Annotated in this window: 27 protein-coding genes and 1 tRNA gene; 12 read left to right on the top strand and 16 right to left on the bottom strand. The window is 66.2% G+C overall.

The features are described from left to right. Nucleotides 1–23: 23 nt before the first annotated feature. On the bottom strand, nt 24–203 hold the full coding sequence (gene rpmF, locus MKI88_RS14520; protein ID WP_241632110.1) for a 50S ribosomal protein L32: 180 nt from the start codon (nt 201–203) through the stop codon (nt 24–26). 218 nt (nt 204–421) lie between these two features. Here rpmF and MKI88_RS14515 point away from each other — a divergent pair, with 218 nt between their 5' ends. Together MKI88_RS14515 and MKI88_RS14510 are read left to right on the top strand one after the other, a co-directional pair. After that, on the top strand, nt 422–847 hold the full coding sequence (locus MKI88_RS14515; RefSeq protein ID WP_241632109.1) for an MAPEG family protein: 426 nt from the start codon (nt 422–424) through the stop codon (nt 845–847). Between the two features lie 15 nt (nt 848–862). Then, nucleotides 863–1285 (top strand): MAPEG family protein, encoded by a 423-nt coding sequence (locus MKI88_RS14510; protein WP_241632108.1) that lies wholly within the window; start codon nt 863–865, stop codon nt 1283–1285. Between the two features lie 4 nt (nt 1286–1289). Here MKI88_RS14510 and MKI88_RS14505 read toward each other — a convergent pair whose 3' ends face one another. Then, nucleotides 1290–1958, bottom strand: coding sequence for an MBL fold metallo-hydrolase (locus MKI88_RS14505; protein WP_241632107.1), 669 nt, complete (start codon nt 1956–1958; stop codon nt 1290–1292). A 295-nt stretch (nt 1959–2253) separates the two neighbouring features. On the opposite strand from MKI88_RS14505, the gene MKI88_RS14500 reads away from it, so the two are divergent. After that, a complete protein-coding gene (locus tag MKI88_RS14500; RefSeq protein ID WP_241632106.1) occupies nt 2254–3594 on the top strand; it encodes a dicarboxylate/amino acid:cation symporter in 1341 nt (446 codons plus the stop codon). Between the two features lie 69 nt (nt 3595–3663). On the opposite strand, the gene MKI88_RS14495 is transcribed toward MKI88_RS14500, so the two are convergent. The 6 genes from MKI88_RS14495 to gluQRS form a co-directional block, all read right to left on the bottom strand. Next, the gene (locus MKI88_RS14495; protein WP_241632105.1) at nt 3664–3891 is read right to left on the bottom strand and encodes a hypothetical protein; all 228 of its coding nucleotides are present in this window, start codon (nt 3889–3891) and stop codon (nt 3664–3666) included. Between the two features lie 305 nt (nt 3892–4196). Continuing rightward, nucleotides 4197–5180 (bottom strand): L-histidine N(alpha)-methyltransferase, encoded by a 984-nt coding sequence (gene egtD / locus MKI88_RS14490; protein ID WP_241632104.1) that lies wholly within the window; start codon nt 5178–5180, stop codon nt 4197–4199. Between the two features lies 1 nt (nt 5181). Continuing rightward, nucleotides 5182–6447 carry an ergothioneine biosynthesis protein EgtB gene (egtB, locus tag MKI88_RS14485; protein WP_241632103.1) on the bottom strand — a complete coding sequence of 422 codons (1266 nt, stop codon included), beginning with the start codon at nt 6445–6447 and terminating at the stop codon, nt 5182–5184. Between the two features lie 76 nt (nt 6448–6523). After that, nucleotides 6524–7093: a cob(I)yrinic acid a,c-diamide adenosyltransferase gene (locus MKI88_RS14480; protein WP_241632102.1), complete on the bottom strand. Its 570-nt coding sequence runs from the start codon at nt 7091–7093 to the stop codon at nt 6524–6526. Between the two features lie 4 nt (nt 7094–7097). After that, on the bottom strand, nt 7098–7328 hold the full coding sequence (locus MKI88_RS14475; RefSeq protein ID WP_241632101.1) for a twin transmembrane helix small protein: 231 nt from the start codon (nt 7326–7328) through the stop codon (nt 7098–7100). Then, nucleotides 7325–8227, bottom strand: coding sequence for a tRNA glutamyl-Q(34) synthetase GluQRS (gene gluQRS / locus MKI88_RS14470; protein WP_241632100.1), 903 nt, complete (start codon nt 8225–8227; stop codon nt 7325–7327). Before gluQRS ends, MKI88_RS14475 begins: the two co-directional genes overlap by 4 nt. A 112-nt stretch (nt 8228–8339) precedes the next feature. Between gluQRS and MKI88_RS14465 the strand changes: the two genes are divergently transcribed. After that, on the top strand, nt 8340–8906 hold the full coding sequence (locus MKI88_RS14465) for an HNH endonuclease (RefSeq protein ID WP_241632099.1): 567 nt from the start codon (nt 8340–8342) through the stop codon (nt 8904–8906). A 4-nt stretch (nt 8907–8910) separates the two neighbouring features. Here the strand turns inward: MKI88_RS14465 and MKI88_RS14460 are convergent, their stop codons facing one another. Then, nucleotides 8911–9231, bottom strand: a complete 321-nt coding sequence (locus MKI88_RS14460; RefSeq protein WP_241632098.1) for a multidrug efflux SMR transporter — start codon at nt 9229–9231, stop codon at nt 8911–8913. 176 nt (nt 9232–9407) lie between these two features. On the opposite strand from MKI88_RS14460, the gene ppc reads away from it, so the two are divergent. From ppc to MKI88_RS14440, 4 genes are all read left to right on the top strand, one after another. Further along, entirely contained in the window at nt 9408–12083 is a 2676-nt protein-coding gene (gene ppc, locus MKI88_RS14455; RefSeq protein WP_241632097.1) for a phosphoenolpyruvate carboxylase, read from the top strand. A 98-nt stretch (nt 12084–12181) separates the two neighbouring features. Beyond that, on the top strand, nt 12182–12679 hold the full coding sequence (locus MKI88_RS14450) for a MarR family winged helix-turn-helix transcriptional regulator (protein WP_241632096.1): 498 nt from the start codon (nt 12182–12184) through the stop codon (nt 12677–12679). Beyond that, nucleotides 12676–13398 (top strand): GNAT family N-acetyltransferase, encoded by a 723-nt coding sequence (locus MKI88_RS14445; RefSeq protein WP_241632095.1) that lies wholly within the window; start codon nt 12676–12678, stop codon nt 13396–13398. Before MKI88_RS14450 ends, MKI88_RS14445 begins: the two co-directional genes overlap by 4 nt. After that, nucleotides 13395–13763 (top strand): cupin domain-containing protein, encoded by a 369-nt coding sequence (locus tag MKI88_RS14440; RefSeq protein WP_241632094.1) that lies wholly within the window; start codon nt 13395–13397, stop codon nt 13761–13763. The genes MKI88_RS14445 and MKI88_RS14440 overlap by 4 nt, the downstream gene beginning before the upstream one ends. Here the strand turns inward: MKI88_RS14440 and MKI88_RS14435 are convergent. The 6 genes from MKI88_RS14435 to MKI88_RS14410 all read right to left on the bottom strand — a co-directional run bounded on the left by MKI88_RS14435 (nt 13760) and on the right by MKI88_RS14410 (nt 19436). Then, the gene (locus MKI88_RS14435; RefSeq protein ID WP_241632093.1) at nt 13760–14461 is read right to left on the bottom strand and encodes a head GIN domain-containing protein; all 702 of its coding nucleotides are present in this window, start codon (nt 14459–14461) and stop codon (nt 13760–13762) included. The two genes, MKI88_RS14440 and MKI88_RS14435, sit on opposite strands and share 4 nt — an antisense overlap. Before the next feature lie 66 nt (nt 14462–14527). Next, nucleotides 14528–15277: a head GIN domain-containing protein gene (locus MKI88_RS14430; RefSeq protein WP_241632092.1), complete on the bottom strand. Its 750-nt coding sequence runs from the start codon at nt 15275–15277 to the stop codon at nt 14528–14530. Nucleotides 15278–15423: 146 nt separating this feature from the next. Beyond that, nucleotides 15424–15954, bottom strand: coding sequence for a CarD family transcriptional regulator (locus MKI88_RS14425; protein ID WP_241632091.1), 531 nt, complete (start codon nt 15952–15954; stop codon nt 15424–15426). Nucleotides 15955–16259: 305 nt separating this feature from the next. Next, nucleotides 16260–16598 carry a ferredoxin FdxA gene (gene fdxA / locus MKI88_RS14420; RefSeq protein WP_241632090.1) on the bottom strand — a complete coding sequence of 113 codons (339 nt, stop codon included), beginning with the start codon at nt 16596–16598 and terminating at the stop codon, nt 16260–16262. Nucleotides 16599–16648: 50 nt separating this feature from the next. After that, entirely contained in the window at nt 16649–16957 is a 309-nt protein-coding gene (locus MKI88_RS14415; RefSeq protein WP_241632089.1) for an RNA-binding S4 domain-containing protein, read from the bottom strand. Beyond that, a complete protein-coding gene (locus tag MKI88_RS14410) occupies nt 16947–19436 on the bottom strand; it encodes a helicase-related protein (RefSeq protein WP_241632088.1) in 2490 nt (829 codons plus the stop codon). The genes MKI88_RS14415 and MKI88_RS14410 overlap by 11 nt, the downstream gene beginning before the upstream one ends. Before the next feature lie 201 nt (nt 19437–19637). Between MKI88_RS14410 and MKI88_RS14405 the strand changes: the two genes are divergently transcribed. Continuing rightward, on the top strand, nt 19638–21185 hold the full coding sequence (locus MKI88_RS14405) for a M23 family metallopeptidase (protein ID WP_241632087.1): 1548 nt from the start codon (nt 19638–19640) through the stop codon (nt 21183–21185). 47 nt (nt 21186–21232) lie between these two features. After that, nucleotides 21233–22048 (top strand): pyrroline-5-carboxylate reductase, encoded by an 816-nt coding sequence (locus MKI88_RS14400; protein ID WP_241632086.1) that lies wholly within the window; start codon nt 21233–21235, stop codon nt 22046–22048. Here the strand turns inward: MKI88_RS14400 and MKI88_RS14395 are convergent. Further along, nucleotides 22045–22542: a MarR family winged helix-turn-helix transcriptional regulator gene (locus tag MKI88_RS14395; protein ID WP_241632085.1), complete on the bottom strand. Its 498-nt coding sequence runs from the start codon at nt 22540–22542 to the stop codon at nt 22045–22047. The genes MKI88_RS14400 and MKI88_RS14395 overlap by 4 nt on opposite strands. A gap of 95 nt (nt 22543–22637) precedes the next feature. Between MKI88_RS14395 and MKI88_RS14390 the strand changes: the two genes are divergently transcribed. Both MKI88_RS14390 and MKI88_RS14385 read left to right on the top strand, forming a co-directional pair. After that, on the top strand, nt 22638–23735 hold the full coding sequence (locus tag MKI88_RS14390) for a branched-chain amino acid aminotransferase (RefSeq protein ID WP_241632084.1): 1098 nt from the start codon (nt 22638–22640) through the stop codon (nt 23733–23735). 81 nt (nt 23736–23816) lie between these two features. Next, a tRNA-Gln gene (locus MKI88_RS14385) sits at nt 23817–23891 on the top strand. Nucleotides 23892–24000 lie beyond the last annotated feature (109 nt).

The following is a 24000-nucleotide window of genomic DNA, read 5'->3' as shown; positions in this document are numbered from 1 at the left end:
CGACTCCTCGGAAAGCGTTTGTGTCAGCCTTCGGCCGAAACGATCTCGCGGCCGTTATAATGGCCACAAGACGGGCACAGATTGTGCGGGCGCTTCAGTTCGCCGCAGTTCGGGCATTCCTGAAAGCTCTCGACGCTGAGCGCATCATGGCTACGACGCATGCCGCGCTTGGACGGCGAGGTTTTTCTCTTGGGGACAGCCATTCCGGCACCTGTTCCAGTTCTTCAAAAATACAAATCTGCGGTTACGCCCTTGATGCCTTGCTGGCAACCGACAGCCTAGTAAGGCCGCGGACCATCGCGGCCGGGCTCATCGCGAGCGAAGCCGGGCGTATAGCGATTCTCCGCGGAGTTGCAAGGCCGTTGCTTGGGACGGGCAAGCATGACAGTTTCCAGCCGCAACGAAACTCAGGGGGGACGTCATGATTTTGCCGATCACGCTTACGATCGCGGGGGCCGCCGCGGTCGTCAATATCTGGCTGGCGATGCGCGTGGGGCGGGTGCGCACCGCGGAGAAGGTGTCGATCGGCGATGGCGGCAACCCGCAGCTCACCGCGCGGATGCGCGCGCACGCAAACTTCGTCGAATATACGCCCTTCGTGCTGATCCTGATCGGCCTGATCGAGTTCGCCAACGGCACCACGCTCTGGCTGTGGGGAGTCGGCGCACTTTATATACTGGCGCGCGTCGCGCACGCCTTTGGCATGGACGGCGTCGGCAAGGCGCGGATGGTCGGCACGCTTGTCACCTTTCTCACGCTGCTGGGGCTCGGGCTCTACGCGATCGCGATTCCCTATCTCGCGGGGGGCACCGACCCCGTGGTCACGGACATCCAGGCGGTCGGCTGAACGAAAGGACGCACCATGCCCATGCTCAAGGTCACGCTGCTCTACGCCGCGATTCTCGGCATCATCAATCTCTGGCTGTCGTGGCGCGCGGGCAAGGTGCGCGTCAGCGACAAGATCATGATCGGCGACGGCGGCAACGAACTGCTGCGCGCGCGGATGCGCGCGCACGCCAATTTCAACGAATATGTGCCGCTGGCACTCATCCTGATGGCGTTGATCGAATTTCATGCCGGCCCGGCGCTGGGACTGTGGGTTCTCGGCGGGCTGCTCGCGCTCGCGCGGCTGGCGCATCCCTTCGGCATGGAGCGCCCCGCACCCAATGCGCTACGCGCCGGGGGGATCCTCGTCACCTATCTCGTCACGATCGCGCTGATCCTCTGGGCGATCTATGTGGTCTTCCAGCCTTCAGGGGCACCGATCGATCCGCGTTTCGCCTGATCTCTCAGGCGCGCGCCATCGCCGAATCGCTGACGAACGGGTTGGTACGACGCTCGTGCGCGAAATTGCTCATCGGTCCGTGGCCGGGGACGAAGGCGGTGTCGCCGCCCAGCGGCCAGAGCTTGCCCGTGATCGCGTCGAGCAGATCCTGATGATTGCCCATCGGGAAGTCGGTCCGCCCGATCGAGCCCTGGAAGAGCACGTCGCCCACGATCGCGAGCTTCGATTCGGGATGGTGGAAGACGACATGGCCGGGGGTGTGACCGGGGCAATGAATCACGTCGAAGGTGCGATTGCCGACGGTGACGGTGTCGCCATCGTCGAGCCAGCGGTCGGGCTCGAACACGCGGCCGTCGACGCCATATTTGCGCCCGTCATCCTCGAGCCGCGCGATCCAGAAGCGATCGGCCTCGTGCGGCCCCTCGATCGGCACGCCCAGCTCCTTGGCCAGCGTTCCCGCCTGCCCGCAGTGATCGATATGGCCGTGGGTGATCAGGATCTTCTCGATCTCGACCCCGGTCTGTTTCAGTGCGTCCTTCAGCTTGTCGAGGTCGCCGCCGGGATCGACAAAGGCACCCTTGTTGGTCTCGGTGCACCAGAGCAGCGTGCAATTCTGCTGGAGCGGCGTGACCGGGATGATCGCGGCCTTCAGTGGGGGCGTGGGCTTGTCCATGGAGGCAGGACATGGCGGCGCGGACGGGCAGATGCAAGCCCGGCGCGGCGAGGTGTGGGCGAGGCATCGCCGATTGGCCGCTTTTCGAACGGCGCAGCGCTGGCTAGAGCGTTGTGCGCGAGATCGGCAATGCTCTCCGCTCATCCTGAGGAGGGGCTGAGCGAAGGCGAAGGCCCGTCTCGAAGGATCCTTCGAGATGCCGTTTCGCCAGGCTCAACGGCTCCTCAGGATGAGCGGGTCTCATGCAGCGTAGGATGCTCCGGGGAACGACGATGAGGATGAAAGGCACACGCACATGATCATCGCTCCCGATGCGGAGGTTCTGCCACCGCCTCCGGCCCGCAAGCCATGGTATGCGCAGCTTTATCTGCAGGTGCTGGTCGCGATCGCCGCGGGGGTGCTGCTCGGCCATTTCGCACCCGCGACGGGCGAGGCGCTCAAACCGCTCGGCGACGCCTTCATCAAGCTGGTCAAGATGGTGATCGCGCCCGTCATCTTCCTGACGATCGTCACGGGGATCGCGGGGATGCGCGACCTCGCCGCGATCGGGCGTGTCGCGGGCAAGGCCTTTGCCTATTTCCTGTTCTTCTCGACCCTGGCGCTGATCATCGGCCTGATCGTCGGCAATGTCGTGCGCCCGGGCGCGGGGCTCAACATCGACCCCGCAACGCTCGACACCTCAAAGGTCAGCGAGTTCGCGGCCAAGGCGCATGACAGCACGGTCACCGGCTTCCTGAGCGCGATCATCCCCGACACCTTTCTGGCGGCGATCACCGGCGGCAACCTGCTCCAGGTGCTGTTCGTGTCGATCCTGTTCGGGATCAGCCTCGCGCTCATCGGCGATCGCGGTGCAAAGCTGCTCGACCTGCTCGAGGATGTCTCGATCGCCTTCTTCAAGCTCGTCGCGATCGTGATGCGGGTCGCGCCGATCGGCGCGTTCGGCGCGATGGCCTTCACGATCGGCAAATACGGCGTCGGCACGCTCGCCAATCTCGCGGCGCTGGTCGGCACCTTCTACCTCACCTCGCTGCTGTTCGTGATCGTCGTGCTCGGGCTCGTCGCGAAGCTGTGCGGCTTCTCGATCTTCAGGCTGATCGCGTATCTCAAGGCCGAGCTGCTGCTCGTGCTGGGCACCTCCTCGTCGGAAAGCGCGCTGCCGAGCCTGATCGAGAAGATGGAGCGCGCGGGCTGCCCCAAGTCGATCGTCGGGCTCGTCGTGCCCACGGGCTACAGCTTCAACCTCGACGGGACCAATATCTACATGACGCTCGCCGCGCTGTTCATCGCGCAGGCGTGCAATGTCGAGCTCACCATCGGCCAGCAACTGCTGCTGCTCGGCGTCGCGATGATCTCGTCCAAGGGCGCGGCGGGGGTGACGGGCGCGGGCTTCATCACGCTCGCCGCAACGCTCTCCATCGTGCCCTCGATCCCGGTGGCAGGGATGGCGCTGATCCTCGGCATCGACCGCTTCATGTCCGAATGCCGCAGCCTCACCAACTTCATCGGCAATGCGGTGGCGACGGTGGTGGTGTCGAAATGGGAGGGCGCGCTCGACAAGCCGCAGTTCGACGCGGCGCTCGCGGGCAAGATGCCTCGGGTGGAGGATCTGCCGAAGGGGATTGTGGCGGCGGAGTGAGGTGGGGCCGGGGCGCTGGGATGATATCCGGAATTTCGTGTTTAGCAGACCTTGGCCTCTAAGGTGCTGCTAGATCGAAGCGACGCCGATCAGGCCCAGCTGAAGGACGACGACAGCGAGCGACACGAAAGGCCGCTTCACGGATTGCCACAGTGCTAACGGACCAGCGGCAACCAAAAACCAAAAACCGGCTTTGACATAGAACGGCGCGTACTCTGTCCCGCCCCAAAAATATAGCTTCACATAAAGCGTGAGGATCGACAGCAACAGACTGACCAACGCGACAGCAAATGCCACTCGGCGTCCCCAATCTGCGTTCTCAATTGCTTCCATCCCGCTCACAATGAATGCCAGCGTCTATATCTGCAACCGCGTTGTGTTCCGACTGATGGCTTTGGCTCATGGTGCATTGTTTAGCGAATGATGCGATTTGCCGGAGGGGAGCGGAGTTCCTCCCCTCCCTTTTAGGGAGGGACTGGGGGTGGGTAGCGAGCGGAGCGAGCCATTCAAAGCCCGTGTTTTGATCGCCTGACGGCGACACCCACCCCTAATCCCTCCCTTGAAGGGAGGGGAATGACTCAACAGCGGCCTCTCGAACACCCCTACGGCGCCGTCCTGAGCGGGTGCGCGCCCGCGAGGATCAGCGCGAACATGTCGTCGGGGTCGGTCCATTCGCGAAGCGGCGTCCAGCCGCCCGCGCGGAGCAGCAGGCGCGCGTCGCGCTGGCCGTATTTGTGACTGTTCTCGGTGTGGATCGTCTCGCCGCGCGCCATCGAGAAACTCGCGCCCTCGATCGTGAAGGTCACGTCGCGGATCGCCTCGAGGTGCATCTCGATCCGCGCGTAGAGATCGTTCCAGATCGCCCTGTGGCGGAAGGCTTCGACGGGGATCGTGCCGCCCAGTTCGCGATTGATGCGGTGGAGCAGGTTGAGGTTGAATCGCGCGGTGACGCCGGCGGCGTCGTCATAGGCGCGCTCGAGAATCTCGGGATCCTTCACGCGGTCCATCCCGATGAGCAGCAGCGATCCGACGCCGAGCGATTCGCGCATCGCGCGCAAGAGGTCGACCGAGGTGCGCGCGATCATGTTGCCAATCGTCGAGCCGGGGAAGAAACCGAGCTTGGGGAGCGCGCCGACGCTCAAGGGCAGGTCGATCGGGTGCATGAAATCGGCCTCGACCGGCTCGACCTTCAGGCCCGGAAAGTCCGCGGCGAGCGCGGCGGCGGATTCGCGCAGGAAATCGCCCGAAATGTCGATCGGCACATAGACCGCAGGGTTCACCGACCGGAGAAGGTGCGGCGTCTTGACCGAGGAGCCCGATCCGAACTCGACCACCGCGCGACCGGGGCCCGCAATCTCGCCGACCTCGACCGAGTGCTTTGCCAGCAGCGCGGTCTCGACGCGCGTCGGATAATATTCGGGGAGCCCGGTGATCTCCTCGAACAGCTCCGAACCCGCCTTGTCGTAGAACCATCGCGCGGGGATGGCACGCCTGCGCGTATCGGCAAACCCCTTCAGCACATCGGCGCGGAACGCGGGATCGGCCTTTTCGGCGGGGAGCGCGGGGGCGTCCTGCTCAAGCAGCATCTCAAATGTCCTTTGCCAGCCTCAGCCCGGTGAATTGCCAGCGCTGATGCGGATAGAAGAAGTTGCGGTAGCTGGCGCGCGCATGGCCGCGCGGTGTGGCGCAGCTCGCGCCCCTGAGCACGAACTGCCCGCTCATGAACTTGCCGTTATATTCGCCGACCGCGCCCGTGGCGGGGCGGAAGCCGGGATATGCGAGATAGGCGCTCGCGGTCCATTCCCAGACATCGCCGAACATCTGCCTGAGCCCCGAGCCATCGCGCGCCGCGCGCGGGCGCACGGGGCCGGCGGCATCGAGCTGGTTGCCGCCCAGCGGATCGAGCGCGGCGGCGGCGCTTTCCCATTCGGCCTCGGTCGGAAGCCGTGCCCCGGCCCAGCGCGCAAAGGCGTCGGCCTCGTAATAGCTGATATGCGTGACCGGCGCGGCGGGGCGGACGGGGTGCAGCCCGTCGAGCGCGAACTGCGCCCAATCGCCGTCCTGCCGCTGCCAGTATAGCGGTGCCTCCACGCCTTCGTGCTGGACCCAGGTCCAGCCGTCCGAGAGCCAGAAATCGGGCCGCTGATAGCCGCCATCGTGGATAAAATCCTGCCACTCTGCATTGGTGACGGGGCGATCGGCGAGCGCGTGGCGCGCGAGCAGCACGGGGTGGCGCGGCCCTTCGCAGTCGAAGCCGAAGCTGGCTCCGTCATGCCCGATCTCGACGATGCCGTGCGCGCCCTCGATCCATTGGATCGGCTCGGGCGCCGGAGCCGGGGCGTCGCGTGGTGTATCCCAGATAGCGGGGGCGAGCGGGTTGAGCGCGAACAGGCTCAATATGTCGGTCAGCAACAGTTCCTGATGCTGCTGCTCATGATGACAGCCCAGTTCGACGAGCGCGCGCGCCTCCGGCCCCAGCGCGGGCAGCGCATCGGCCAGCGCGCTGTTCACGTGCGCGCGCCAGCCGCGCACCTCGTCGAGCGACGGGCGCGTGATCATCCCGCGGCGCGGACGCGCGTAACGGGGCCCTTCGGCCTCATAATAGCTGTTGAACAGGAAGGGCCAGCGATCGTCGTAAAGCCTGTAGCCCGCCACATGGTCGCGCAGCACGAAGGTTTCGAAGAACCATGTCGTGTGCGCCAGGTGCCATTTTGCAGGCGAAGCGTCGTCCATCGCCTGCACCGTGGCGTCGGCATCCGAAAGCGGCGCGACCAGCGCCTCGCTGAGCGCACGGACATCGCGGAACAGCTTGGGAAGCGCATCGGGCGCGGTCGGGTTCAGCCGTGTTGCCATAATGTTCTCCAGCATCGCGATATCTTGTGCCGGGTCAAGGATGCCCAGTGTCAATACGTGTCAGCAGTAAAACGGTTCAGCGCGATGCGCCGGGCACCCAAAGTATGTCGCCTTCGCCCGCCGCGTTTAACGCCCGGCACATCACGAACAGATGGTCGGACAGCCGGTTGAGATAGGCGAGCGCCTGCGGATTGAACGACACGCTCTGCGCCGCGGCGACCGCGGTCCGTTCGGCGCGGCGCGTTATGGCGCGCGCAAGGTGCAGCGCGGCCGCGCCCGGATTGCCGCCGGGCAGGATGAAGCTGCGCAGCGGTTCAAGACCGGCGTTCATCGCATCGATCTCCGCTTCGAGCCGCGCGACCTGCGCGGGCACGATGCGCAGCGTCATTTCGCCGGGCGTGAAGTCCTCTCCGGGCGTCGCGAGATCGGCGCCGAGGTCGAACAGGTCGTTCTGGATGCGCCGGAGCATCGTTGCATGATCGCCCGCGCCGATCGCGGTGACCGCGACGCCGATCGCGCTGTTGGCCTCATCGACATCGCCGATCGCCTGCATGCGCGGATCGTGCTTGGCCGTGCGCGACCCGTCGACCAGCCCCGTCGTCCCGTCATCGCCGGTCCGCGTGTAGATCTTGTTGAGCCTGACCAAGCGTTCAGTTTCCGCCGCTGTAAAGGAGCAGGAGCAGCACGACGAGGATGATCGCGATCGCCTGGAACAGGATGCGCATCTGCATCGCCTTGTTCTGCTTCAGGCTCGAGGCGCTGGGGCCGGTACCCTTCAGGTCCGCTTCGGTGGTCCGCAGGAATGCGATGACGCCGCGCACGAGCGCGACGATGGTGGCGATCATCGCGACGATGATGAGGATGGTTAGGACGGTGCTCATGACGTGCCCTGTCTAGGCGCATCATCGGGCAAATCCAACAAGCGATAGCCGTTGGGGAAGCGCCCGGCGCGCATCGCTTCTATCAGTTCACCGGGATCGGCGCCCGCGGCGCGCAGGTCGGCGATCGCGGGGGCGCCGTTGCGCTTGGCGAGACGCTCGCCCGATGCCGTGCCGATCAGCGCGTGGTGGATATAGACGGGCGTGGGCAGGTCGAGCAGCGCCTGGAGCAGCCGGTGGACATGCGTCGCGTGCCAGAGATCGACTCCGCGCACGACATGGCTGATCGCCTGTTCGGCATCGTCGATCGTGACCGCGAGATGATAGCTGACGGGCGCATCCTTGCGCGCGAGCACGACGTCGCCGTGCATTTCGGGGCGCGCACGCTGTGCCATGCCATTGCCGTCCGTCCATGTAAGCGGCCCTGCCGCGGCGCGGGCCTTCGCCACGTCGAGCCGCCAGCAATGCGCTTCATGCGCCGCGCGCGCGTCCGCGACCGTGGCGGGAATGCCACGACAGGTCCCCGGATAGTGCGGCCCGTCGGGGCCGTGCGGCGCCGACGCGCTGGCCGCGATCTCCCTCGCGATTTCCGCGCGCGTGCAAAAGCAGGGATAGACGAGGCCGCGTTCCTTCAGATCCTCGAGCGCCATCGCGTAGAGCGCGAGGCGCTGCGACTGGAAGACGATCTCGCCCTCCCATGCGAGGCCAAGCCAGATCAGGTCTTCGAGGATTCCCGAAACATGTTCGTCGCGCGCGCGGCCCGGATCGATGTCCTCGATGCGCAGCAGGAAGTGGCCGTGCCTTTCGGTCGCGAAATCATGCGCCTGCAGCGCCGACCAGGCATGGCCGAGATGCAGCCTGCCCGTCGGGCTCGGCGCGAAGCGGGTGGCGATCTCGGTCATTCCGCGCTGCAATCCGAAAACAAGGGTTGACCACGAGTCGCGACATATGGTGTCATGACCATGTCATCATTTTCCGCAAGGGGAGTGTGGCAAAGGGAGGCCGCGTGACGCCATGTATCATCCCGATCTGATCCGCCATCCGGACAGTTGCCCCGCGCTCGTGCTCAACGCGGATTTCAAGCCGTTGAGCTATTATCCGCTGAGCCTGTGGCCCTGGCAGACCGCGGTCAAGGCGGTGTTCCTCGACCGGGTGACGATCGTCGATCATTACCAGCGCGAGATTCGAAGTCCCAACAGCGCGATGAAGCTCCCCTCGGTCATCGCGCTGAAGCAATATGTCCGCCCTTCCGAATATCCCGCCTTCACCCGCTTCAATCTCTTCCTGCGCGACCGCTTCCAGTGCCAGTATTGCGGGGTCTCGCGCGATCTCACCTTCGACCATGTTATCCCCCGCGCGCAAGGCGGGCGTACGACCTGGGAGAATGTCGCCACCGCCTGCGCGCCGTGCAACCTCAAAAAGGGCGGGCGCACGCCCAAACAGGCCGGCATGCAGCTCCACATCACCCCGATCCGCCCGACGAGCTGGTTCCTTCAGGAACATGGCCGCAGCTTCCCGCCCAACTATCTCCACGATACATGGCGCGACTGGCTCTACTGGGACATCGAACTGCTCGCCTGAAGGTTCATTCGCCCGCGCTCAGCTTCATCAGCACCAGCCCCGCGACGATCAGCACGGCCGCGAATATGCGCAGCGGCGTCGCCTGTTCGCCGAGCGCCACGACGCCCAGCACAAAAGCGCCCACCGCGCCGATGCCGGTCCAAATCGTATAGGCGGTGCCGAGCGGCAGCGAGCGCATCGACATGGAGAGCAAAGCGAAGCTGGCGATCATGGCGACGATCGTAACCGCGCTCGCGCCAGCGCGCGTGAAGCCATCCGACTGTTTCATCGCGAAGGCCCAGACGATTTCGAGGATTCCGGCGAAGACAAGATAGACCCATGCCATGATGCGGCTCCTGCAAAACGCCGGGTCGTCCCGACGGTTTCAGCCCGGAAAATGGGGGAGGTCGTCCTCGCCGCAGCCATATGGGACACGCCCTGCTGCGGAACAAGTGTGCGCAATTAAATTACCTGAATTGCGCGGTTGACGAAACTCTCGCTGCGGTGCAGCAATCGCTTCCTATGGCCAGCGCACCCTCCATCACGCAGAACCCCGATATCCGCTATCTCGGCAAGCTCCTCGGCGACGTCATTCGCGCCTATGGCGGCGAGACGCTGTTCCGGCGCACCGAATATATCCGCGCCTCTTCGGTCGACCGGCACCGCGGTGTCGCGAGCGCCGATGCGATCGACAGCGGGCTCGGTGCGCTCAGCCTCGACGAGACGCTCCAGTTCGTGCGCGGCTTCATGCTCTTTTCGATGCTCGCCAATCTGGCGGAGGACCGTCAGGGTGTCGCGACCGAGCCGGGGGCAGATGTCGCGCACGCGCTCGAACGGCTGAAGGCGGAGGGAATCGAAAGCGGGAAGGTTCTCGATCTGCTTGGGCACGCGCTCGTCGCGCCCGTGCTGACCGCGCATCCGACCGAGGTGCGCCGCAAGTCGATGATCGACCACCGCAACCGCATCGCCGAACTGATGAAGCTGAAGGACGCCGGCGCGCGCGAGACCCCCGAAGGCGACCTGATCGACGAGGCGATCTATCGCCAGATCGCGCTGCTCTGGCAGACGCGGACGCTTCGCCGCGAACGGCTCTATGTCGCGGACGAGGTCGAGACCGCGCTCGCCTATCTGCGCGACACCTTTCTGCCCGTGCTCCCCGCGCTCTATGCCCGGTGGGAACGCGCGCTCGGGCATCGCCCCAAAAGCTTCCTGCGCCCGGGAAGCTGGATCGGCGGTGATCGCGACGGCAACCCCTTCGTCACCGCGGACTCGCTCAGCCTCGCGATCACGCGGTCGGCGGAAACCGTGATCGCCTGGTATCTCGACGCGCTTCACATGCTTGGGGCCGAGCTTTCGATCTCGACCGAACTCGCCGATGCAACGCCCGAAGTGACAGCGCTGGCAGACGCAAGCCGCGACACCGCGCCGAGCCGCCAGGACGAGCCCTATCGGCGTGCGATCACGGGCATCTATGCGCGGCTGTCGGCGACGCATGTCGCGCTGACGGGCAAGCAGCCGCCACGGCCCGCCGCGCTCGCGGCCCAGCCCTATGACGGCCCCGACGCGCTCTGCGCCGATCTGAAGGCGCTGGCGCACGGCCTTGCCGCAGGCGGCCACGGTGCGCTCTCCTCGGGCGGTGCGCTTGGCCGGCTGATCCGCGCGGTCGGCACCTTCGGCTTCCATCTTGCCACGCTCGACATGCGCCAGAACAGCGCGGTGCATGAGCGCGTCGTCGCCGAACTCCTGCGCGTGGCGGGGGTCGAAGCCGATTATGCGGCGCTCGGAGAGGAGGCGCGCGTCGCCTTGCTGCGCCGCGAACTGACGACGCCGCGGCCACTCTCGAGCCCGCACTTCGCCTATTCGGAGGAGACCGCGGGCGAACTCGCGATCGTGCGCGCGGCCGCCGAGGCGCATCGGCGTTTCGGGCGCGACTGCATCCAGAACTATATCGTCTCGATGACGCAGGACGTGTCGGATCTGCTCGAGGTTCACATCCTGCTCAAGGAAGCCGGCCTGTATCGGCCCGGCGACACGCCGCAGGCCGATATCATGGCGGTGCCGCTGTTCGAGACGATCGGCGACCTCGAGAATGCGCCCGGCGTCATGGCCCGGTGGTTCTCCGATCCGGGCGTTGCGGCGATCGCGCGCGCGCGCGGGCATCAGGAAGTCATGATCGGCTATTCCGATTCCAACAAGGATGGCGGCTATCTGACCTCGACCTGGAGCCTCGACCGCGCGAGCCGCGCGCTCGCGCCCGTCTTCGCCGAAGCGGGGGTTGCGATGCAGCTGTTCCATGGGCGCGGCGGCGCGGTCGGGCGCGGGGGCGGCTCGTCCTTCGCCGCGATCCTTGCGCAGCCGCGCGGCACCGTGCACGGGCGCATCCGGATCACCGAGCAGGGCGAGGTGATCGCCGCCAAATATGGCACGCGCGAAAGCGCCGCGGCCAATCTCGAGGCGATGGCCTCGGCGACGCTGCTCGCCTCGCTCGCGCCCGAGGCGATTGCGGAAAAGGACCGGCAACGCTTCGGCGCGGCGATGGACACGCTCTCGGCCGACGCCTTTCGCGCCTATCGCGGGCTGGTCTATGAGACCGATGGTTTCCGGGCCTTTTTCCGCCAGATGACCCCGATCGCGGAGATCGCGACGCTCAAGATCGGCTCGCGCCCGTCGAGCCGCAAGAAGACCGACGCGATCGAGGATCTGCGCGCGATCCCCTGGGTCTTTTCCTGGGCGCAGGCGCGCGTCATGCTGCCCGGCTGGTATGGCGTCGGCCAGGCGCTGACGGGCTTCAACGATCAGGGGCTGCTCCGCGAAATGGCGCAGAGCTGGCCTTTCCTCACGGCGACGCTTGCCAATATGGAGATGGTGCTCGCCAAGTCGGACATGGCGATCGCCGCGCAATATGCGGGACTGGTGGCCGATCGCGACGCCGCCGATGCAATTTTCGGGCGTATCCGCGAGGGCTGGCAGCGCGCGCATGACGGACTGCTCGCCGCGACCGGCGAGGCGCGGCTGCTCGAGAAGAACCCAGCGCTCGATCAGTCGATCCGGCTGCGCCTTCCCTATATCGAGCCGCTCAACCTGCTGCAGATCGAGCTGTTGAAGCGTCACCGTGCGGGCGAAGGCGATCCGCGCATCGCCGAGGGTATCCAGCTTTCGATCAACGCGATCGCGACCGCACTGCGCAACAGCGGATAAGCCAGCCCCGCAAATCGGCTGCACTGCAATGCGCCGCCATAACGCGTTGGCTTGCGCGATTACATAACCGGATATATAACCGTGATGAAAGGATCATTATGGACGATATCGTCAGGCAGCTCGGCTATCTTTGCCTCGGTACGCGCCTGCGCCGACTGGGCGAGCGGCTGCAGAGCGATGTCCAGCGCCTCACCGAAAGTGCGGGGCTGACGATTCAGCCCGGCCAGTATCCGTTGCTGGCGGCGCTCGATCGTTCCGGCCCGCTGACGGTCAACGCGCTGGTCGGAGCCGTCGGCATCAGCCAGCCCGGCGTCACGCGCGCGCTGTCGCGGCTGGTGGACATGGGGCTGGTCGAGATGAACCATGCGCATCGCGATCAGCGGCACAAGACCGCACGACTGACCGCCTTGGGACAGCAGGCGATCGAACGCTCCAAGCGTGATCTCTGGCCGTCGATCGAAGCCGCTGTCGAGGAGCTGTGCGCGGGCCATTCGGGACCGATGCTGGCGCAGCTCGACGCGATGGAGACTGCGCTCGACGCGGTGCCGCTCCACCGACGCGCTGGTCGCCATATGCACGCTGCAGGCGACCGATGATGCCCCATCCGCTCGACCGCCCGGTCTGGCATGCGCTCGACACCTTGCAGGCGCCTCTGTCCGTGGGGAGCGCGCTTGCCCGAAGCTTTGCGCCCGACATTGCGCCGCTGGCGGCCGCGCGCGACGAAACGCCCGAATCGCTCACCGCGCTCGCCGGGCTCGTCACCCGCCACGGCAATGCGCTTCTGCTTCAGGCCGGCGAAAGCGCCGCGCCCGCGGGAACGATCGTGGAAAAGACGGCGGCTGGGGTCCAGATGGTGGCATACACGCCGATCACGTCCGTTCCCGATCTGCCGATGGTCCCGCTTGGTGAAGCCGACGCAGCCGAAATGCTTGCGCTCGCCCGGCTGACCGCGCCGGGACCCTTCGAGCAGCGCACGCACCTGCTCGGCGGATTCTGGGGGGTGCGGGAGAATGGCCGCCTTGTCGCCATGGCGGGCGAGCGGCTGCGGCTGCCCGGATTCACCGAGGTCAGCGGGGTCTGCACGCATCCCGATGCGCGCGGGCGCGGCTATGCCCGGGCATTGTCTGCGGCCGCCGCAGCCCGTATCTTCGCGCGCGGCGAGGTGCCGTTTCTGCACGCCTATGCCGCCAACACCGCCGCGATCGGGCTCTATGAAGCGCTGGGCTTTGCGGTACGCAGCGAGGTGGTCGTGACTGTTTTACGCGCACAGGACGGAATGCAGATACCGGGTTGCGAGCGCGGAGAAGCAGCATGAACAAGGTCAACCTCACCGACGCCTTCGCGCGGTTCTCCGATTACTGGAGCCCGAAGATCGCGGGCGACCTGAACGACTGCCAGGTCAAGCTCGTGAAGCTCAAGGGCGCCTTTGAATGGCATCACCACGATATCGAGGACGAGCTGTTCCTCGTGATCGCGGGCCGGATGCGCATGGGATTCCGCGATCGCGATGTCGACCTCGATCCCGGCGAATTCATCATCGTGCCGCGCGGCGTCGAGCATCGGCCCGAAGCGCTGGATGACGAGTGCCACGTCATGCTGCTCGAGCCCAATACGACCATCAACACCGGCAATGTGACGAGCGATCGCACGGTGACAAGGCTTGCGCGTCTGGCCGACTAATCGCCGCAGCTGACCCCGCCTGCGCCGGTTGCGGTTACCGTGCAGGCAGCCCTGCCGATGATGCTGGTATTGCCCGCGCCAGTGGACTGGATCTTGGCGCTGGTCCGCGCGCCGAGCGTCACCTCGCTCGCGGTCTCGGTGTTGAGCACGAGATCGTTGGCGAGCAGCGCGCCCCCGTCGAGCGCGGCCGAACCGCGCACCACGGCATTGAGCAACTTTACATGCCCCGCCAGCTTTGCGGCGCCCGATCCGGTCATGCCGATGTCGAGCCGATCGGTCGCAACCTCGCCGATCTCGAGCCGCCCCGATCCCTGGATCATGAGCTCGAGCCGGGGCCCGCGCGCGCGATCGATTCGCACGCTGCCGCTGCCATAGAGCATCAGCGTACGCAGTTCGCCCATCGACAGACGGATCGTGACAGGGCCGGCTGAGGCAGCGCCATTGGCGCCCCAGATGCTGCGATCGGGCCGGATCATCAACGTCCTGCCCTGGACCTGGAGCGAGACGCGTTCGACCGCGTCCCTGTCGCCGCTGGCCTTCGCCGTGGTGCTCCGTCCCGTCGTGATCTCGATCTGATAGGGTCCGTCGATCCGGATGCGGTCGAAATCGGTGACGGTGAAGCCGCGTTCGGTTGCGTGCGCCGCCGGGGTCATTCCCAGCATCACCGCCACTGCCAACCAATGCCGAAGACGCGCCATGACCATCCTCCCCTCAGATGCCGGGGATTGTGACATCGCAGGTCGCCGGCGGCAATGGCCGGACGACTACTCTTTCGTGCTCGCGGACTGGACGGGCATGCAGCGCGCGTCGCCCGATCCGATCTTCGACACATTGCATTTGGGATTGCCGTAAAGCTCGACATCGCCCGATCCGATGATCGAAACATCCGCGGTTTCGGAGACGTTCGCCTTGACCCCGCCCGACCCCGCAATCGAGATGTCGGCGGTGCGCGCGGTCAGTCCCGGTGCGTCAAAATTGCCCGAGCCCGCGATCGAGACATCGACCGCTTCGGTCTTGCCGCCCGCGATGTTGGCGTTGCCGGAGCCCGCGATCGAAAGGTCCAACGCGCTCGCGGCGAGCGAGCCAATGTTGAGCGAGCCCGAACCCGCAACCGAGGCATCGAATTTGGGCGATTCGACGCGGTCGACATCCATGTCGCCCGATCCCGCGACGCTGGCTCCCTTGAGCATGGGGAGCGTCACGGTGACGGTCGCCGCGCCCTTTTCTCCGCCCCAGCTCATTCCGTATTTCTTCTTGCGGTCGACGCGCAGCGTGCCGTCAACAACCTCGATTTCGAGCCGGTCGAGGATCGCCTGATCTCCCGCCGCGGTGACCGACTCCGCGCCGCCGACCTTCACGACGACATTGTCGGGGCCACGCAGCGAAACCGAATCGAAGCCGGTGGCGGCAAAGGCGCGGCTGCCCTTAACGCCGCTCAGCGGGGTGCCATTGTCGGCCTCGGCGGAACAGGCGGTGGCAAGGAGAAGCGGGGGAAGCAGGAAAAGCATGCGCATCGTCGGACTCCTACTGTGTTGCAACAGCAATACAGTGAAACACGCGTGCCGTCCAGCCCCTGAACCGATCAGCGATCGGCCCAAAGGAAAAGGGCGGCCCTTTCGGACCGCCCTTTCCGGTGTTGGAGCATAGCCGGTAAAACCGCTTACTCGGACTTGTCCCTGGCGTGGAGCGGCGCGGCCTTGTTGAGGACCTCGAGGATCTTCACCTGCGCGCCCGCCTCGTCGGTCTCTTCCATCGCGGCGAGTTCACGCGCGAGGCGGCTGGTGGCCGCTTCGAAGATCTGACGTTCGGAATAGCTCTGTTCGGGCTGATCATCGGCGCGGAACAGGTCGCGCACCACTTCGGCGATCGAGACCAGGTCACCCGAATTGATCTTGGCTTCATATTCCTGGGCACGACGCGACCACATGGTGCGCTTGACCTTGGGCTTGCCCTTGAGCGTGTCCATGGCTTCCTTGAGCGTCTTGTCCGAAGACAGCTTGCGCATGCCGACGCTCTCGGCCTTGTTGGTCGGAACGCGGAGCGTCATCCGCTCCTTTTCGAAGCGCAGCACATAGAGCTCAAGCTGCATGCCCGCGATATCGGTGCTCTGCAGCTCGATGACGCGACCAACGCCATGCTTAGGGTATACGACATAATCGCCGACGTCGAAGGACAAAGCCTTGGATGCCATGTTGATGTGGCCCTTTCCATGGGGAGATCACCGAAATATGGATATGCGTTCCTGACGAGGCAAGGCGGCACGGCCCATAGCGGCGATCAGCGGGTGAGATTCTCCTATAGCAGCGTGCGGCGCACGCGCTTGCGACGGCCGTCTTTTAACAGATTCGCAACAAAAATGCCAGCCCGCAGTCTTTTCTTGCGAGTGCCTGTCCGGACTGCCCGCAACCTCCGGAATCCGGGGGAAATTACGTAGTCAGCGCGCCGCGGACGCCGCAACGCGTGACTTTTTTTTACACTGTGTCCGGGATTTGCGCCTCAATCGCCCTGACCGGGTTCCGGCGAGAAATACTTGTCGTACTTGCCGTCTTCGCCCTTGTGCGTGTCGGCATCTTCGGGCGCCTCACGCTTGCGCGTGATATTGGGCCACTGCGCGGAAAATGTGTTGTTGAGCTCGAGCCACTTTTCCAGACCGCTCTCGGTGTCGGGCAGGATCGCCTCGGCGGGGCATTCGGGCTCGCAAACACCGCAGTCGATGCACTCGCTCGGATTGATCACCAGCATGTTCTCGCCCTCGTAGAAACAGTCGACGGGGCACACCTCTACGCAATCCATGTATTTGCAGCGGATGCAGGCATCGGTGACGACATAGGTCATTGGGATCAATCCTCCTGTACCGGCCCTGCTATTCCCGCGTTTCGCCGGCGTCAATCGTCCGTTTCGGCGGGGCGCGCGGGAGTAAGCTCGCGGTATAGCGTCGCCGCCTCGCTTGCGGGGCCCCTGCGCGCGGGAAGCGCCTCTACCCGCAACACCCGAACGCACCCGTGCGCGACAAGGCTCAGCACATTCCCCGGCCGGACCAGCGCATGTGCGCGGTCGATCCGTCGTCCGTCGAGCCGGATGAAGCCCTGTTCGCACATCGTCTGGGCAATGCTGCGCGTCTTCGCCAGCCGCGCGAACCACAGGAAGCGATCGATCCGCTGCCCGGACTGCGAATCCGGGCTGTCAGCGGCCATGCGCCAGGACCAGTTCGGCAAGTCCTGCAAAATGGCCATCGGTCCGTGTCGCCGCCGGCTCACGCCGGCGTACGCGCCCGCGCCACGCCCAGGCATCGGCCCTGGCTTCAAAGCCGAGGAGCCGCATCAGCCGCGCGAGCGCGTCACCGCTCAGCCCCAGTGAGATCGCGAGCGATGGATCGGGCGTGAACGGCCGGCGGCCGTCGCGCGCTTCATGCGCCGCCCTGGCAATGCGTTCGACCAGATCGACGCGCAGCGCCTGACCTTCAAGCGTGCGGAAATCGGGAATTGCCGACGCGTGCGTCAGCATCGCCGCGCCGGGGACGGGCAGCGCGGGCACCAGTCCGCCGGCGCGAACCGCGACCAGCGCGGCACGCCAGCGCATCGCCTCGGGCTTGATCAGCAGCGGGTGGAAGATGTCGAGCGTGCCGATCGTCAGCCCCAGCCGGCGGGCCTGATGCCGCGCGTCCTTGTCAAGCGCGGCGAGCGGCGCATCGACCGCGCTCCGCCCGATCACGCCCCCGGCCTCGGCGAGCGGCACGAGCAGCGCGCGCAATGGCGGCGGCGTCGCGGGGTTGCCCGCCGCCGCGGCGATAGCGGCCAGTGGCTTCAGCACCCGCGCGATCCGCGTATCGAGCCAGGCCTGAGCACGCGTCTCGATGGCCCTGCGCGTGCGTTCGTCGAGCGTCGCCAGCGCGCGATCAGGCACGAAGCGCGGGCTGAGCAGCGTGCGTCCGCCGGCCAGCGTGCCGATGGCCGCGGCTTGCCAGCACAGACGCACCGGCGCGCCCGGTTCGGTCACCAGCGCGAACGCCGCGTCCTCGGCCGCCGCCAGCGCCTCGCCGCGCCGCCTGAGTTCGCTGCCCAGCCGCCGCTCGGCCATGGCGAGCAGCTTCTTGCGATCGGCATGGCGCGCATCGGGTGCGACTTCGAAACGGAAGCCATCGAGCCGCCCGATCATCTCGTCATCGACGGACACCGCGCCGTCCTCCGCAATCGTGACGGGCATCGCGTGCGCGTCGGCGCCGATCTCGCGCATCAACAATGTCGTGCGCCGATCGACAAAGCGCTGCGTCAGCGCGGCATGGAGCGCGTCGGAGAGCCGTTCCTCGATTGCGCGCGTCCGCTCGGCCCAGTGTTGCGGGTCGGCAAGCCAGTCGGCACGGTGCGCGATATAGGCCCAGGTCCGGACCGAGGCGATCCGCCCCGAGAGCGTCTCGACATCGCCCTGCACCGTATCGAGCCGCGCGATCTCGTCGGCGAACCAGTGGACGGCGACATGGCCCTGTCCCTCGCTCAGATGCCTGAAGACACGGCCGACCAGCCGCGCATGATGCTCGGCCCCCGTCTTGCGGAAATCAGGCAATCCGCACGCCGCCCAAAGCCGCGCGACCATCTGCGGCCGCACCGTACGCTCGCGTACCCAGCCTTCCTCGGCGAGCCGCTTCAGCACCGCGAGGTCGACCGCCTGCGGAGCGGCGCGCAGCACGGGCGAACCGGGCCGCGCCTCGAGCGCGGCGACCAGACCGTCGAGGCTCGACAGATCAGGCGCCCCGTCACGCCAGAAGAGATGATCGAGCGGCGGGAAGCGATGGTTTTCGATCCGCTCGATTTCTTCGGGCGTGAAGCTGATGCCACCATCATCGGCGCCCAGCGTGCCGAAGGTTCCGTCGCGCTGGTGGCGGCCGGCGCGACCCGCGATCTGCGCCATTTCGGCCAGCGTAAGACGACGCCTGCGCCGGCCGTCGAATTTCCTCAAGCCCGCGAAGGCAACATGCGCGACATCCATGTTCAGTCCCATGCCGATCGCGTCGGTTGCGACGAGATAGTCGACTTCGCCCGCCTGGAACATCGCCACCTGCGCGTTGCGCGTCCGCGGGGAGAGTGCGCCCATCACCACCGCGGCGCCGCCGCGAAGCCGCCGCAGCATCTCGGCCACCGCATAGACCTCCTCGGCCGAGAAGGCGACGATCGCCGAGCGCTTGGGCAGGCGCGAGAGCTTCTTCGCGCCCGCATAGCTGAGCGTCGAAAAGCGCGGCCGCCCGATGATCTCGGCATCGGGCACGAGCGTGCGCACCATCGGCTTCAGGCTTTCCGAACCGAGGATCATCGTTTCCTCGCGCCCGCGTGCGCGCAGCAACCGGTCGGTGAAGACGTGACCGCGTTCGGGATCGGCGCCGAGTTGCGCCTCGTCGATGGCCATGAAGGCGACGTCGCGGTCGAGCGGCATGCTTTCGGCGGTGCAGAGAAACCAGCGCGCCTTGTCGGGCAGGATCTTTTCCTCACCCGTGATCAGCGCGACTTCGCCCGGCCCCTTGAGCGCGACGACGCGTTCATAGACCTCGCGCGCCAGCAGGCGCAGCGGAAAGCCGATTATGCCGCTCGAATGCGCGCACATCCGCTCGACGGCGAGATGGGTCTTGCCGGTGTTGGTGGGCCCCAGAATGGCGGTGACCGGCGAACGCGCGAAACGGCTCATACGTCCTAGATCGGAAATGATGCGGCCGAGCGCAAGCGGCGATTGCGCGGCCGTTCACACGGCCACAGGCACGGTTCGCCGCAGAAAGCCGGGCGTGTTAACTCTCTTAATTTGACTTTAACCATGATGCTCCACAGACAGGCGCTCGGGTCGGTCCTATGGAGGATCGAGGGGTAAACACGGCTTCGGGGGCGCGCAGCCTTGTATCAGCGCAGCGATCAGGGATTCGGCAATGGCGTCGGTACGGCCGCGCTGTCGCTCGACCAGGCGCTTCCGGCGGGCTTTGGACGCAAGATCGTGCGCCCGGGCGCATGGCAGCGGCTCGAGGCGCGGCTCGCAGATGTCGAACTCGTTCCCGATCTTGGCGCGCGCATCGGATCGCGCGAATGGTTCCGCGGCCTCGCCACCTGCACCGTGCTGATCTCCGCCGCCTGGGCGCTTGCGCCCGGCTTCGACCCCATCGTCGCCGCCAGCCCGCCGGCCATGGCAGAGGACGCCTGGAGCGAGGCGCGCGCACTGTCGATCGCGCCGCTCGCGCTGGGCGCTGATACCGGACGTCGCATGGCAGCGACCGATGCGGTTGCGCCACTGGCCGACACGCCCGAGCGCCCTTCGATCGATCTTGTCGCGACGCTCGGCCGCGGCGACGGCTTCGCCCGCGTTCTGACGCGCGCCGGCGTCGCCGACAGCGAGGCTGCGAAGGTTGCCACCCTGGTTGCGGGCGTGGTCTCGCCCGGCGATATCGTGTCCGGCACGCGCATGGACGTGACGCTGGGGCGTCGTCCCAATCGAAACGTGGCGCGCCCGCTCGATTTCCTGGCCTTTCGCGCGCGTTTCGACCTGCGCCTTCAGGTCGAGCGCATCAATGGCGTGCTCACGCTGAAGCAAATTCCGATCGCGGTCGACAACACGCCGCTGCGTATCCAGGGCGTGCGCGGCGCTAGCTTCGTCACCTCGGCGCGCGCGGCAGGCGTCCCCGCGCACGCGATCGAGGCCTATCTGAAGGCGATCGGCGGCAAGATCTCGATGAACGATCTCGGCGCCAATGACCGGTTCGACCTGATTATCGAGCATGCGCGCGCGGAGACGGGCGAGACGAAGACCGGAAAGCTGCTTTATGCGGGGCTCGATCAGGGACGCCGACAGCTGCGCATGATCCAGTGGACGATCGACGGGCGCACCGAATGGTTCGATGCCGCCGGGGTCGGCCAGAAGCGCGGTGTGATGGCGCAGCCCGTCAGCGGCCGGATGACTTCGGGATTCGGTATGCGGCGCCACCCGCTGCTCGGCTATTCGCGGCTGCACAAGGGGGTCGATTTCGGTGCCCCCCATGGTGCGCCGATCTACGCGGCGACCGATGGCATCGTCGCCTTCGCCGGAAGACATGGCGGCCATGGCAACTATGTCCGCATCAATCATTCCGGCGGTATCGGCACGGGCTATGCGCATATGAGCCGGATCGCGGTGCCGGGCGGTGCGCGCGTGCGTCAGGGCCAGGTGATCGGCTATGTCGGTTCGACCGGTCTCTCGACCGGACCGCACCTCCATTACGAGGTCTACAGGAATGGCGTCGCGATCAACCCGAGGTCGATCTCCTTCGTCCAGACGTCGCAGCTCGCCGGCGCTGAGCTTGCGCGCTTCCGCACGAGGCTGACCCAGTTGCTGAGCGTGAAGCTCGGCGCGAAGACGGCAGCCACATCCACGCCGGCCGTCACGGGCGGGACGGCGCAGAACACAACGGCGCGCTGAGCGCACCGCATTTTGCGCGGGCTTTCATTTTGGCCTAAGCGGCTGGCATGACCTATCCTTTCGATGCTTCACGACCGCTCTGGCTGATCGGCTGCGGCAACATGGCGGGCGCCATGCTTTCGCGCTGGCTCGAAACCGGGCTCGATCCCGCCGCCGTCACGATCGTCGATCCGCATCGTGCCGAGGCGCCCGCGGGCATTCGCCTGCTCGCTGCGCCGCCGACAGGCGAAGCACCCCCGGCTGCGCTTCTGCTCGGAACCAAGCCCCAGACATTTCCCGCGATCGCACCACAACTGGCCGCGCTGACGGGCCCGCAGACCATGGTCGTCTCGATCATGGCAGGCGTCGATGCCGCAACGCTTTCGCAGGCCTTTCCCGATGCAGGCGGGGTCGTGCGATTGATGCCCAATCTGCCGGTCGCGCTGGGCAAGGGCGTTGCGCTGCTGTTCGGCCCGGTGAAAGCCCGCGTGCGCGTCGATGCGCTGGCGGCCCCCCTCGGTCTCGCGCTGTGGGTTGATGACGAAGCGCTCATTGACGCGGGCACCGCAGTTTCGGGATCGGGTCCGGCCTTCGTCTATCGCTTCATCGACGCGATGGCCGCCGGAGCCGCAAGGCTGGGCTTCTCATCCGAGGATGCCGCGCGGCTGGCGCTGGCGACGGTCGAAGGCGCAACCGCGCTCGCGGTGCGGTCGAACGAAAGCCCTGCGGTGCTCGCCGATCGCGTCGCGAGCCCCAGGGGCACGACGCGCGCGGGCCTCGACGTGCTCGACGCCGAGGCCGCGATCTTCGATCTCGTCCACCGCACATTGAAGGCAGCCGCCGACCGCGCAGTCGAACTCGCCGCCGAGGCGCGGAAGGGCTAGCATTCGCGGTGAAGCGAGGCGACGCGCTCGCGCTCGCGCGGAGGGATAAGCCCCTCGAGCACCTGCCAGAATCCGGCGACTGCGCCCTGACCCGCCTGCGCATAGGCGGCCGACAGCTTTTCGCGCAGCGCCTCGAACAGCCTGGCTTCGAGCGCGGCGCCCTCTTCGGTCAGCCGCAGCAGGCGCTGGCGCCGGTCGTTGACACCCGGCCGCTGCTCGACCAGCCCGCGCGCGGTCAGTTCATTGAGCACACGTCCCAGCGACTGTTTCGTGATCGCGAGGAAGCGCAGCAGCTCGCTCACGCTCAGATCGGGTTGTCGCGCGATGAAATAGAGCGCGCGGTGATGCGCGCGGCCAAGCCCCTGTTGCGCAAGTCGTTCGTCGATCGAGCGCGTCAGATGGCTGTAGCCGAAATAGAGCAGCTCGACGCCGCGACGGATTTCGGGGCCACGCAGGAAAAGCGGGGAAGCGGCGCTTGCAGGTTGGACAGCCATATTGACGTATCTAGCCGCAGCCCCTAGTCCGACGCAAGCCGTTCGACACCGTCCTTTCGGGCAGCCAGTCGCGGCGTCCAGACGAGAGGAAGCAGATGTCATCCGGTGCCACCCCGACCTTCGCCTTTGAACCCAGCGCACATATCGTTGCCGCGGACGAACGGGCAAAGCGCCTGGTGAACCCCGGCTTCGGTCGCGTGTTCACCGATCATATGGCGCTGATTCGCTACAGCGAGGAAAAGGGCTGGCACGATGCGAAGATTACCGCGCGCGAGCCCGTCGCCATGGATCCCGCTTCCTCGGTGCTGCACTATGCGCAGGAGATATTCGAGGGGCTGAAGGCCTATCGCCGCCCGGAAGGCGGTGCTGCACTCTTTCGCCCCGATGCCAATGCGCGTCGCTTCAACGCCTCGGCGCGGCGCATGGCGATGCCCGATCTGCCCGAGGAACTGTTCCTCGAATCGATCCGCGCGCTGGTGCGCACCGAAAAGGCGTGGATTCCCGACAATGAGGACGGCGCGCTCTATCTGCGCCCCTTCATGTTCGCGAGCGAGGTCTTCCTCGGCGTGAAGCCCTCGGCCGAATATCTCTACATGGTCATCGCCTCGTCGGTCGGCGCCTATTTCAAGGGCGGTGCACCCAGCGTCTCGCTCTGGGTGACGCGCGAATATACGCGTGCGGCACCCGGCGGAACCGGCGCGGCCAAGTGCGGCGGCAACTACGCCACCAGCCTGATCGCGCAGGCCGAAGCGACGCGCAATGGCTGCGATCAGGTCGTCTTCCTCGATGCGGTCGAGCGCCGCTGGGTAGAGGAGCTGGGCGGCATGAACATCTTTTTCGTATTCGATGACGGGACGATGGTGACACCCCCGCTCACGGGCACGATCCTGCCCGGCATCACGCGCGATTCGCTGCTGACGCTCGCACGCGACATGGGGATTACCGTGCGCGAGGAACCCTATTCGATCGAACAGTGGCGCGCCGATGCGGAAAGCGGCCGGCTGACCGAGGCCTTCGCCTGCGGGACCGCCGCGGTGGTGACGCCGATCGGCAGCGTCAAGAGCGCCGAGGGCCAGTTCACGATCGGCGGCCAGTCGGCGGGACCGATTACCCAGCGACTGCGCACAGCACTCGTCGACATCCAGCGCGGCAACGCGCCCGATCCGCACGGCTGGGTCGAGCAGGTGGCCTGATCGAAACAAGGGGCGGACACAAATCGCGGTCCCCCCTTCCCACCGGCGTCCGCGTCGCTATAAGCGCGGCTCGCATCCTGCTGGGGCGTCGCCAAGTGGTAAGGCACCGGTTTTTGGTACCGGCATTCGCAGGTTCGAATCCTGCCGCCCCAGCCAATGCGCCATTTCAGGCGGTTTCAAATCCGCCCAAATGGCCCCAACTAGCTACTCAAAAACGCTAGTTTTAGGTGAGTTACGTCTCATGACGTTTCGTCTCACCCCCTTG

Source organism: Sphingomonas sp. LaA6.9 (assembly GCF_022601895.1).
GTDB lineage: Bacteria > Pseudomonadota > Alphaproteobacteria > Sphingomonadales > Sphingomonadaceae > Sphingobium_A.
Note: the sequence above shows the minus strand (reverse complement) of the source record. Positions and strands in the feature narration are given on the sequence as shown.

Excerpts from the sequence above, each read along its gene's own strand:
- rpmF (WP_241632110.1), bottom strand. The coding sequence starts at position 203 with ATGGCTGTCCCCAAGAGAAAAACCTCGCCGTCCAAGCGCGGCATGCGT.
- MKI88_RS14515 (WP_241632109.1), top strand. The coding sequence starts at position 422 with ATGATTTTGCCGATCACGCTTACGATCGCGGGGGCCGCCGCGGTCGTC.
- MKI88_RS14510 (WP_241632108.1), top strand. The coding sequence starts at position 863 with ATGCCCATGCTCAAGGTCACGCTGCTCTACGCCGCGATTCTCGGCATC.
- MKI88_RS14505 (WP_241632107.1), bottom strand. The coding sequence starts at position 1,958 with ATGGACAAGCCCACGCCCCCACTGAAGGCCGCGATCATCCCGGTCACG.
- MKI88_RS14500 (WP_241632106.1), top strand. The coding sequence starts at position 2,254 with ATGATCATCGCTCCCGATGCGGAGGTTCTGCCACCGCCTCCGGCCCGC.
- egtD (WP_241632104.1), bottom strand. The coding sequence starts at position 5,180 with ATGCTGCTTGAGCAGGACGCCCCCGCGCTCCCCGCCGAAAAGGCCGAT.
- egtB (WP_241632103.1), bottom strand. The coding sequence starts at position 6,447 with ATGGCAACACGGCTGAACCCGACCGCGCCCGATGCGCTTCCCAAGCTG.
- MKI88_RS14475 (WP_241632101.1), bottom strand. The coding sequence starts at position 7,328 with ATGAGCACCGTCCTAACCATCCTCATCATCGTCGCGATGATCGCCACC.
- gluQRS (WP_241632100.1), bottom strand. The coding sequence starts at position 8,227 with ATGACCGAGATCGCCACCCGCTTCGCGCCGAGCCCGACGGGCAGGCTG.
- MKI88_RS14465 (WP_241632099.1), top strand. The coding sequence starts at position 8,340 with ATGTATCATCCCGATCTGATCCGCCATCCGGACAGTTGCCCCGCGCTC.
- MKI88_RS14460 (WP_241632098.1), bottom strand. The coding sequence starts at position 9,231 with ATGGCATGGGTCTATCTTGTCTTCGCCGGAATCCTCGAAATCGTCTGG.
- ppc (WP_241632097.1), top strand. The coding sequence starts at position 9,408 with ATGGCCAGCGCACCCTCCATCACGCAGAACCCCGATATCCGCTATCTC.
- MKI88_RS14450 (WP_241632096.1), top strand. The coding sequence starts at position 12,182 with ATGGACGATATCGTCAGGCAGCTCGGCTATCTTTGCCTCGGTACGCGC.
- MKI88_RS14445 (WP_241632095.1), top strand. The coding sequence starts at position 12,676 with ATGATGCCCCATCCGCTCGACCGCCCGGTCTGGCATGCGCTCGACACC.
- MKI88_RS14440 (WP_241632094.1), top strand. The coding sequence starts at position 13,395 with ATGAACAAGGTCAACCTCACCGACGCCTTCGCGCGGTTCTCCGATTAC.
- MKI88_RS14435 (WP_241632093.1), bottom strand. The coding sequence starts at position 14,461 with ATGGCGCGTCTTCGGCATTGGTTGGCAGTGGCGGTGATGCTGGGAATG.
- MKI88_RS14430 (WP_241632092.1), bottom strand. The coding sequence starts at position 15,277 with ATGCGCATGCTTTTCCTGCTTCCCCCGCTTCTCCTTGCCACCGCCTGT.
- MKI88_RS14425 (WP_241632091.1), bottom strand. The coding sequence starts at position 15,954 with ATGGCATCCAAGGCTTTGTCCTTCGACGTCGGCGATTATGTCGTATAC.
- fdxA (WP_241632090.1), bottom strand. The coding sequence starts at position 16,598 with ATGACCTATGTCGTCACCGATGCCTGCATCCGCTGCAAATACATGGAT.
- MKI88_RS14415 (WP_241632089.1), bottom strand. The coding sequence starts at position 16,957 with ATGGCCGCTGACAGCCCGGATTCGCAGTCCGGGCAGCGGATCGATCGC.
- MKI88_RS14410 (WP_241632088.1), bottom strand. The coding sequence starts at position 19,436 with ATGAGCCGTTTCGCGCGTTCGCCGGTCACCGCCATTCTGGGGCCCACC.
- MKI88_RS14400 (WP_241632086.1), top strand. The coding sequence starts at position 21,233 with ATGACCTATCCTTTCGATGCTTCACGACCGCTCTGGCTGATCGGCTGC.
- MKI88_RS14395 (WP_241632085.1), bottom strand. The coding sequence starts at position 22,542 with ATGGCTGTCCAACCTGCAAGCGCCGCTTCCCCGCTTTTCCTGCGTGGC.
- MKI88_RS14390 (WP_241632084.1), top strand. The coding sequence starts at position 22,638 with ATGTCATCCGGTGCCACCCCGACCTTCGCCTTTGAACCCAGCGCACAT.